This is a genomic window from Escherichia sp. 94.0001 (assembly GCF_013369155.2).
Lineage (GTDB): Bacteria > Pseudomonadota > Gammaproteobacteria > Enterobacterales > Enterobacteriaceae > Escherichia > Escherichia coli_F.
In genome coordinates, this window is record NZ_JABWMS020000055.1 from 21,482 (window position 1) to 30,739 (window position 9,258).

8 protein-coding genes and 1 pseudogene are annotated in these 9,258 nt (G+C 46.9%); all 9 read left to right on the forward strand.

The features are described from left to right. The first annotated feature begins 68 nt into the window (after positions 1 to 68). Entirely contained in the window at positions 69 to 1,349 is a 1,281-nt protein-coding gene (gene wcaK / locus HEN33_RS19185; RefSeq protein WP_176262562.1) for a colanic acid biosynthesis pyruvyl transferase WcaK, read from the forward strand. Then, a complete protein-coding gene (gene wcaL / locus HEN33_RS19190) occupies positions 1,346 to 2,566 on the forward strand; it encodes a colanic acid biosynthesis glycosyltransferase WcaL (RefSeq protein WP_176262563.1) in 1,221 nt (406 codons plus the stop codon). The genes wcaK and wcaL overlap by 4 nt, the downstream gene beginning before the upstream one ends. A 10-nt stretch (positions 2,567 to 2,576) precedes the next feature. After that, the gene (gene wcaM / locus HEN33_RS19195) at positions 2,577 to 3,971 is read left to right on the forward strand and encodes a colanic acid biosynthesis protein WcaM (protein WP_176262564.1); all 1,395 of its coding nucleotides are present in this window, start codon (positions 2,577 to 2,579) and stop codon (positions 3,969 to 3,971) included. Between the two features lie 174 nt (positions 3,972 to 4,145). Continuing rightward, a complete protein-coding gene (gene galF / locus HEN33_RS19200) occupies positions 4,146 to 5,039 on the forward strand; it encodes a UTP--glucose-1-phosphate uridylyltransferase GalF (protein ID WP_176262565.1) in 894 nt (297 codons plus the stop codon). 372 nt (positions 5,040 to 5,411) lie between these two features. After that, positions 5,412 to 6,497, forward strand: coding sequence for a dTDP-glucose 4,6-dehydratase (gene rfbB / locus HEN33_RS19205; RefSeq protein WP_176262566.1), 1,086 nt, complete (start codon positions 5,412 to 5,414; stop codon positions 6,495 to 6,497). Then, complete coding sequence (rfbD, locus tag HEN33_RS19210) at positions 6,497 to 7,396, forward strand: dTDP-4-dehydrorhamnose reductase (RefSeq protein WP_176262567.1); 900 nt, start codon at positions 6,497 to 6,499, stop codon at positions 7,394 to 7,396. The genes rfbB and rfbD overlap by 1 nt, the downstream gene beginning before the upstream one ends. Before the next feature lie 57 nt (positions 7,397 to 7,453). After that, a complete protein-coding gene (gene rfbA / locus HEN33_RS19215; RefSeq protein ID WP_042202693.1) occupies positions 7,454 to 8,332 on the forward strand; it encodes a glucose-1-phosphate thymidylyltransferase RfbA in 879 nt (292 codons plus the stop codon). Positions 8,333 to 8,336: 4 nt separating this feature from the next. Then, complete coding sequence (gene rfbC / locus HEN33_RS19220) at positions 8,337 to 8,879, forward strand: dTDP-4-dehydrorhamnose 3,5-epimerase (protein ID WP_001100797.1); 543 nt, start codon at positions 8,337 to 8,339, stop codon at positions 8,877 to 8,879. Beyond that, positions 8,879 to 9,258 (forward strand): annotated as a pseudogene (wzx, locus tag HEN33_RS19225) (O26 family O-antigen flippase); the annotation flags it as partial. The gene rfbC and the pseudogene wzx, both read left to right, overlap by 1 nt.

Here is a 9,258-nt window from a genome sequence, read left to right on the forward strand (position 1 = left end):
TTGTTTTCGGTTCCGGCAACGAACACAACAAACACAGCCTCACCTGGCATCAAATTTATGAGGAAAAAATGAAATTACTTATTCTGGGCAACCACACTTGCGGCAATCGCGGCGACAGCGCCATCTTGCGCGGCTTACTTGATGCCATCAACATCCTCAATCCACACGCCGAAGTGGACGTAATGAGCCGCTATCCGGTCAGTTCTTCCTGGCTGCTCAACCGTCCGGTAATGGGCGATCCGCTGTTCCTGCAAATGAAACAACACAACAGCGCGGCGGGTGTTGTCGGGCGCGTAAAAAAAGTCCTCCGTCGCCGCTACCAGCACCAGGTATTGCTCTCACGCGTCACCGACACCGGCAAGCTGCGTAATATCGCCATTGCCCAGGGATTCACTGACTTTGTGCGCCTGCTTTCAGGTTACGATGCCATTATCCAGGTCGGCGGATCGTTTTTTGTCGATCTCTACGGCGTGCCGCAGTTTGAACACGCGCTTTGCACGTTTATGGCGAAAAAGCCGCTGTTTATGATTGGTCACAGCGTTGGTCCCTTCCAGGATGAGCAATTTAACCAACTGGCGAACTACGTTTTTGGTCACTGCGACGCGCTGATCCTGCGCGAATCGGTCAGCCTTGAACTGATGAAACGCAGCAATATCACCACTGCAAAAGTTGAACATGGCGTCGATACCGCGTGGCTGGTCGATCACCACACCGAAGATTTCACCGCCAGCTATGCCGTTCAACACTGGCTGGACGTTGCCGCACAACAGAAAACGTTGGCAATTACCCTGCGCGAACTGGCACCGTTCGACAAACGTCTCGGCACCACTCAGCAAGCGTATGAAAAAGCCTTTGCCGGGGTGGTCAATCGCATTCTCAACGAAGGCTATCAGGTGATTGCGCTTTCCACCTGTACGGGCATCGACAGCTATAACAAAGACGACCGCATGGTGGCGCTCAACCTGCGCCAGCACATCAGCGATCATGCCCGTTATCACGTAGTGATGGATGAACTCAACGATCTGGAAATGGGCAAAATCCTCGGTGCCTGTGAACTCACCGTCGGTACGCGCCTGCACTCTGCCATTATCTCGATGAATTTCTCCACTCCGGCAATTGCCATCAACTACGAACATAAATCCGCCGGGATTATGCAGCAGCTGGGGCTGCCAGAGATGGCGATTGATATCCGTCATTTATTAGACGGCAGCCTGCAAGCGATGGTTGCGGATACCTTAGGCCAGCTTCCTGCGCTGAATACACGACTTAACGAAGCCGTCAGTCGCGAACGCCAGGCAGGAATGCAGATGGTGAAATCTGTGCTTGAACGCATCGGGGAGGCAAAATGAAGGTCGGCTTCTTTTTACTGAAATTTCCGTTGTCGTCGGAAACCTTCGTCCTCAATCAAATTACCGCGTTTATTGATATGGGCTTTGAAGTGGAGATTGTCGCGCTGCAAAAAGGCGATACGCAAAACACCCACGCGGCATGGACGAAATTTAACCTTGCCGCCAGAACTCGCTGGTTACAGGACGAACCACAAGGCAAAGTGGCGAAATTGCGCCACCGCGCCAGCCAGACGTTGCGCGGCATTCATCGTAAAAATACCTGGCAGGCGCTCAACCTCAAACGCTATGGTGCCGAGTCGCGGAACCTGATTTTGTCTGCCATTTGTGGTCAGGTCGCAACACCGTTTCATGCCGATGTTTTTATCGCTCATTTTGGCCCTGCGGGGGTAACCGCAGCAAAACTACGGGAACTGGGTGTCATTCGCGGCAAAATTGCCACTATCTTCCACGGTATTGATATCTCCAGTCGGGAAGTGCTCAACCATTACACTCCCGAATATCAACAACTGTTTCGCCGTGGCGACCTGATGTTACCGATTAGTGATCTGTGGGCCGGAAGGCTGCAAAAAATGGGCTGCCCGAGGGAAAAAATTGCCGTATCGCGCATGGGTGTAGACATGACGCGCTTTAGCCCGCGTCCGGTGAAAGCGCCCGCAACACCGCTGGAGATTATTTCCGTCGCACGCTTAACCGAGAAAAAAGGCCTGCATGTGGCGATCGAAGCCTGCCGTCAGTTGAAAGAGCAGGGCGTGGCATTTCGCTATCGCATCCTCGGCATTGGCCCGTGGGAACGACGCCTGCGCACCCTCATCGAACAATATCAACTGGAAGATGTGGTAGAGATGCCGGGCTTTAAACCGAGCCATGAAGTGAAAGCGATGCTCGACGACGCGGATGTCTTCCTGTTGCCTTCGGTAACGGGTGCGGATGGCGATATGGAAGGTATTCCGGTGGCGCTAATGGAAGCGATGGCGGTCGGTATTCCGGTGGTTTCTACTCTGCATAGCGGAATTCCGGAACTGGTGGAGGCCGACAAATCCGGCTGGCTGGTGCCTGAGAACGATGCTCGTGCACTGGCGCAACGACTGGTGGCGTTTAGCCAACTGGACACCGACGAACTGGCTCCGGTCGTCAAACGTGCGCGCGAAAAAGTCGAACACGATTTTAACCAGCAGGTGATCAATCGAGAACTCGCCAGCTTGCTGCAGGCTTTATAGAGGAGAACGCATGCCATTTAAAAAACTCTCCCGACGCACCTTCCTGACGGCAAGCTCGGCGCTTGCCTTCCTCCATACCCCTTTCGCTCGCGCACTTCCTGCCCGACAAAGCGTCAATATCAACGACTACAATCCACACGACTGGATCGCCTCATTTAAACAAGCCTTCAGCGAAGGGCAAACGGTCGTCGTGCCTGGCGGATTGGTTTGCGACAATATCAACACTGGCATCTTCATCCCCCCTGGCAAAACGTTACACATCCTGGGAAGCCTGCGCGGCAACGGCAGAGGGCGATTTGTCTTACAGGACGGCAGCCAGGTGACAGGGGAGAAGGGCGGCAGTATGCATAACATCACCCTGGATGTGCGCGGCTCTGACTGCACCATTAAAGGGCTGGCGATGAGCGGCTTTGGCCCGGTAACGCAGATTTATATCGGCGGCAAAAACAAACGGGTCATGCGCAACCTGACCATCGATAACCTCATTGTCAGCCACGCTAATTACGCCATCTTACGTCAGGGATTTCATAATCAGATTATCGGTGCCAACATCACCAATTGTAAGTTTAGCGACTTACAGGGCGACGCTATTGAATGGAACGTAGCGATTAACGACAGTGATATTTTGATCTCCGACCACATCATCGAGCGCATCAACTGTACCAACGGCAAAATCAACTGGGGCATTGGCATAGGTCTTGCGGGAAGTACCTACGATAATAATTATCCGGAAAACCAGGCAGTGAAAAACTTTGTCGTGGCGAATATCACGGGATCGGATTGTCGGCAGTTGATCCATGTTGAAAATGGTAAACATTTTGTTATTCGTAATATCAAAGCCCGCAATATCACGCCGGATTTCAGTAAGAAAGCAGGTATTGATAACGCGACAGTCGCTATTTACGGTTGTGACAATTTCGTGATTGATAATATTGAAATGATTAATAGCGCCGGGATGTTAATCGGCTATGGGGTAATTAAAGGCAAATATCTCTCGATACCGCAAAATTTCCGAGTGAATAATATTCAACTGGATAACACCCATCTTGCTTATAAATTGCGCGGCATCCAAATCTCCGCCGGGAATGCTGTCTCCTTTGTGGCGCTGACTAACATTGAGATGAAGCGTGCGTCGCTGGAGTTACACAACAAACCGCAACATCTTTTTATGCGAAATATCAATGTGATGCAGGAGTCCTCTGTTGGACCCGCATTGAGCATGAACTTCGACATGCGCAAAGACGTTCGAGGCGTGTTTATGTCAAAGCGTGAGACGCTGCTTTCACTTGCGAATATTCATGCAGTGAATGAAATGGGGCAAAGCTCCGTCGATATCGACAGGATTAATCACCATATTGTTAATGTGGAAAAGGTTAACTTTAGATTGCCGGAACGGAGAGAGTAGATTTGCGACCATTCCTGGAAAAATGGAGCCATACTTAGGAACAATGCTACTGCAATCCACAACGAAGCGGCGTAGCATCACAAGTAATTCAGTAATCAATTCAGGGTAATTGATGCTGGCGAAAAAAATCGAACAAGCTATAATTCAGCAACCATTTTACAGGTGGATGAAATAATGACGAATTTAAAAGCAGTTATTCCTGTAGCGGGTCTTGGGATGCATATGTTGCCTGCCACTAAGGCGATTCCCAAAGAGATGCTACCGATCGTCGACAAGCCAATGATTCAGTACATTGTTGACGAGATTGTGGCTGCAGGGATCAAAGAAATCCTCCTGGTAACTCACGCGTCCAAGAACGCGGTCGAAAACCACTTCGACACCTCTTATGAATTAGAATCTCTCCTTGAACAGCGCGTGAAGCGTCAACTGCTGGCGGAAGTGCAGTCTATCTGTCCGCCGGGCGTGACCATTATGAACGTGCGTCAGGGCGAACCTTTAGGTTTAGGCCACTCCATTTTGTGTGCACGACCCGCCATTGGTGACAACCCATTTGTTGTGGTATTGCCGGACGTTGTGATCGACGACGCCAGTGCCGACCCGCTGCGCTACAACCTTGCCGCTATGATTGCGCGCTTCAACGAAACGGGCCGCAGCCAGGTGCTGGCAAAACGTATGCCGGGTGACCTCTCTGAATACTCCGTCATTCAGACCAAAGAGCCGCTGGACCGCGAAGGTAAAGTCAGCCGCATTGTTGAATTTATCGAAAAACCGGATCAGCCGCAGACGCTGGACTCAGACATCATGGCCGTTGGTCGCTATGTGCTTTCTGCAGATATTTGGCCGGAACTTGAACGCACTCAGCCTGGTGCATGGGGACGTGTTCAGCTGACTGATGCCATCGCTGAACTGGCGAAAAAACAGTCCGTTGATGCCATGCTGATGACAGGTGATAGCTACGACTGCGGTAAAAAAATGGGCTATATGCAGGCGTTCGTGAAGTATGGACTACGCAACCTGAAAGAAGGGGCGAAGTTCCGCAAAGGCATTGAGAAGTTGTTAAGCGAATAATGAAAATCTGACTGGATGTAACGGTTGATAAGAAAATTATAACGGCAGTGAAGATTCGTAGCGAAAGTAATTTGTTGCGAATATTCCTGCCGTTGTTTTATATAAACAATCAGAATAACAACGAGTTAGCAATAGGATTTTAGTCAAAGTTTTCCAGGATTTTCCTTGTTTCCAGAGCGGATTGGTAAGACAATTAGCGTTTGAATTTTTCGGGTTTAGCGCGAGTGGGTAACGCTCGCTACATCGTAGGCATGCATGCAGTGCTCTGGTAGCTGTAAAGCCAGGGGCGGTAGCGTGCATTAATACCTCTATTAATCAACCTAAGAGCCGCTTATTTCACAGCATGCTCTGAAGTAATATGGAATAAATTAAGTGAAAATACTTGTTACTGGTGGCGCAGGATTTATTGGTTCTGCTGTAGTTCGTCACATTATAAATAATACGCAGGATAGTGTTGTTAATGTCGATAAATTAACGTACGCCGGAAACCTGGAATCACTTGCTGATGTTTCTGATTCTGAACGCTATGTTTTCGAACATGCGGATATTTGCGATGCAGCTGCAATGGCACGGATCTTTGCTCAGCATCAGCCGGATGCAGTGATGCACCTGGCAGCTGAAAGCCATGTGGATCGTTCCATTACAGGCCCTGCGGCATTTATTGAAACCAATATTGTTGGTACATATGTTCTTTTAGAAGCCGCTCGCAATTACTGGTCTGCTCTTGATAGCGACAGAAAAAATAGCTTCCGTTTTCATCATATTTCTACTGACGAAGTCTATGGTGATTTGCCTCATCCTGACGAAGTAAATAATAAAGAAAAATTACCCTTATTTACTGAGACGACAGCTTACGCGCCAAGCAGCCCTTATTCCGCATCCAAAGCATCCAGCGATCATTTAGTCCGCGCGTGGAAACGTACCTATGGATTACCGACCATTGTGACTAATTGCTCTAATAATTATGGTCCTTATCATTTCCCGGAAAAATTGATTCCATTGGTTATTCTCAATGCTCTGGAAGGTAAAGGATTACCTATTTATGGTAAAGGGGATCAAATTCGCGACTGGCTGTATGTTGAAGATCATGCGCGTGCGTTATATACCGTCGTAACCGAAGGTAAAGCGGGTGAAACTTATAACATTGGTGGACACAACGAAAAGAAAAACATCGATGTAGTGCTCACTATTTGTGATTTGTTGGATGAGATTGTCCCGAAAGAGAAATCTTACCGCGAGCAAATCACTTATGTTGCCGATCGTCCGGGACACGATCGCCGTTATGCGATTGATGCTGAGAAGATTGGTCGCGAATTGGGATGGAAACCACAGGAAACGTTTGAGAGTGGGATTCGTAAAACGGTGGAATGGTACCTGTCCAATACAAAATGGGTTGATAATGTGAAAAGTGGTGCCTATCAATCGTGGATTGAACAGAACTATGAGGGCCGCCAGTAATGAATATCCTCCTTTTTGGCAAAACAGGGCAGGTAGGTTGGGAACTACAGCGTGCTCTGGCACCTCTGGGTAATTTGATTGCTCTTGATGTTCACTCCACTGATTACTGTGGTGATTTTAGTAATCCTGAAGGTGTAGCTGAAACCGTAAGAAGCATTCGGCCTGATATTATTGTCAACGCAGCCGCTCACACCGCAGTAGACAAAGCAGAATCAGAACCGGAGTTTGCACAATTACTTAACGCGACGGGTGTCGAAGCGATCGCGAAAGCAGCCAATGAAGTCGGCGCCTGGGTTATACACTACTCTACTGACTACGTATTTCCGGGGACTGGTGAAATACCATGGCAGGAGGCGGATGCAACCGCACCGCTAAATGTTTACGGTGAAACCAAGTTAGCTGGAGAAAAAGCATTACAAGAGCATTGTGCGAAGTACCTTATTTTCCGGACCAGCTGGGTCTATGCAGGTAAAGGAAATAACTTCGCCAAAACAATGTTGCGTCTGGCAAAAGAGCGTGAAGAATTAGCCGTTATTAATGATCAGTTTGGTGCGCCAACTGGCGCAGAGTTACTGGCTGATTGTACGGCACATGCCATTCGTGTGGCACTGAATAAACCGGAAGTCGCAGGCTTGTACCATCTGGCAGCTAGTGGTACCACAACGTGGCACGATTATGCTGCGCTGGTTTTTGAAGAGGCGCGCAAAGCAGGCATTCCCCTTGCACTCAACAAGCTCAACGCAGTACCAACAACAGCCTATCCTACACCAGCTCGTCGTCCACATAACTCTCGCCTTAATACAGAAAAATTTCAGCAGAACTTTGCGCTTGTCTTGCCTGACTGGCAGGTTGGCGTGAAACGAATGCTTAACGAATTATTTACGACTACAGCAATTTAATAGTTTTTGCATCTTGTTCGTGATGGTGGAGCAAGATGTATTAAAAGGAATGATGAAATGAAAACGCGTAAAGGTATTATTTTGGCGGGTGGTTCTGGTACTCGTCTTTATCCTGTGACGATGGCCGTCAGTAAACAGCTGTTACCGATTTATGATAAACCGATGATCTATTACCCGCTTTCTACACTGATGTTAGCGGGTATTCGCGATATTCTAATTATAAGTACGCCACAGGATACTCCTCGTTTTCAACAACTGCTGGGTGACGGGAGTCAGTGGGGGCTAAATCTTCAGTACAAAGTGCAACCGAGTCCAGATGGTCTTGCGCAGGCATTTATCATCGGTGAAGAGTTTATCGGTGGTGATGATTGTGCTTTGGTTCTAGGTGATAATATCTTTTACGGTCACGATCTGCCGAAGTTAATGGATGTCGCTGTTAACAAAGAAAGTGGTGCAACGGTATTTGCCTATCACGTTAATGATCCTGAACGCTACGGTGTCGTTGAGTTTGATAAAAACGGTACGGCGATCAGCCTGGAAGAAAAACCGCTACAACCAAAAAGTAATTATGCGGTAACCGGGCTTTATTTCTATGATAACGACGTTGTCGAAATGGCGAAAAATCTTAAGCCTTCTGCCCGCGGTGAACTGGAAATTACCGATATTAACCGTATTTATATGGAACAGGGGCGTTTATCCGTTGCCATGATGGGACGTGGTTATGCATGGCTGGACACGGGGACACATCAAAGTCTTATTGAGGCAAGCAATTTTATCGCAACAATAGAAGAACGTCAGGGGCTGAAAGTTTCCTGCCCGGAAGAAATTGCTTACCGTAAAGGTTTTATCGATGCTGAGCAGGTGAAAGTATTAGCTGAACCGTTGAAGAAAAATGCTTATGGTCAGTATCTGCTGAAAATGATTAAAGGTTATTAATAAAATGAACGTAATTAAAACAGAAATTCCAGATGTACTGATTTTTGAACCGAAAGTTTTTGGTGATGAGCGTGGTTTTTTTATGGAAAGCTTTAATCAGAAAGTTTTTGAAGAAGCTGTAGGGCGGAAGGTTGAATTTGTTCAGGATAATCATTCTAAATCATCTAAGGGTGTGTTACGCGGACTGCACTATCAGCTGGAACCTTATGCTCAAGGTAAATTAGTTCGTTGTGTGGTCGGTGAAGTATTTGATGTAGCAGTTGATATTCGTAAATCGTCACCTACATTTGGGAAATGGGTTGGGGTGAATTTGTCTGCTGAGAATAAGCGTCAGTTGTGGATCCCTGAGGGGTTTGCGCATGGTTTTTTGGTGTTAAGCGAGATAGCAGAGTTTGTTTATAAGACGACAAATTATTATCATCCTGAATCAGAAGGTTGCATAAAATGGGATGATTCTTTTTTGATGATTGATTGGCCAAATAAACCGATAGCAATCTCAGAAAAAGATAAAAAAGGCTCATCAATTTTGAGGCTAAATGACTATTGATGTTGAAAAAAAAACTTCAAAAAATAAAGGAATATCATTCAGTATTGGAGTTGGCAATAATTCAGGGTGCGAATGCCATATTTCCTGTGTTGGTATTCCCATTTTTTCTTATTACCTTAGGGGAAAACATCTTTTCAAGTATTGCTGTTGGTGAAGTACTAGCACTATATGTGCTTATATTTTCGCTATACAGTTTTGATATTATAAGTGTGCAGAAGGTAATTTCAAGTGTAACAAAAGATGAAATATTTAAAGTTTACATTCTGACACTAATCTGTAGGTTGTGTTTATTTGTTATTTCAGGAATATGTCTTTTATTTATAACGTATTTAATTAATAAAACATTAAGTGTATACTTGGGATTGTTTTTATTGTACCC

Excerpts from the sequence above, each read along its gene's own strand:
- rfbD (WP_176262567.1), top strand. The coding sequence starts at position 6,497 with ATGAATATCCTCCTTTTTGGCAAAACAGGGCAGGTAGGTTGGGAACTA.
- galF (WP_176262565.1), top strand. The coding sequence starts at position 4,146 with ATGACGAATTTAAAAGCAGTTATTCCTGTAGCGGGTCTTGGGATGCAT.
- rfbC (WP_001100797.1), top strand. The coding sequence starts at position 8,337 with ATGAACGTAATTAAAACAGAAATTCCAGATGTACTGATTTTTGAACCG.
- wcaL (WP_176262563.1), top strand. The coding sequence starts at position 1,346 with ATGAAGGTCGGCTTCTTTTTACTGAAATTTCCGTTGTCGTCGGAAACC.
- rfbA (WP_042202693.1), top strand. The coding sequence starts at position 7,454 with ATGAAAACGCGTAAAGGTATTATTTTGGCGGGTGGTTCTGGTACTCGT.
- wcaM (WP_176262564.1), top strand. The coding sequence starts at position 2,577 with ATGCCATTTAAAAAACTCTCCCGACGCACCTTCCTGACGGCAAGCTCG.
- wcaK (WP_176262562.1), top strand. The coding sequence starts at position 69 with ATGAAATTACTTATTCTGGGCAACCACACTTGCGGCAATCGCGGCGAC.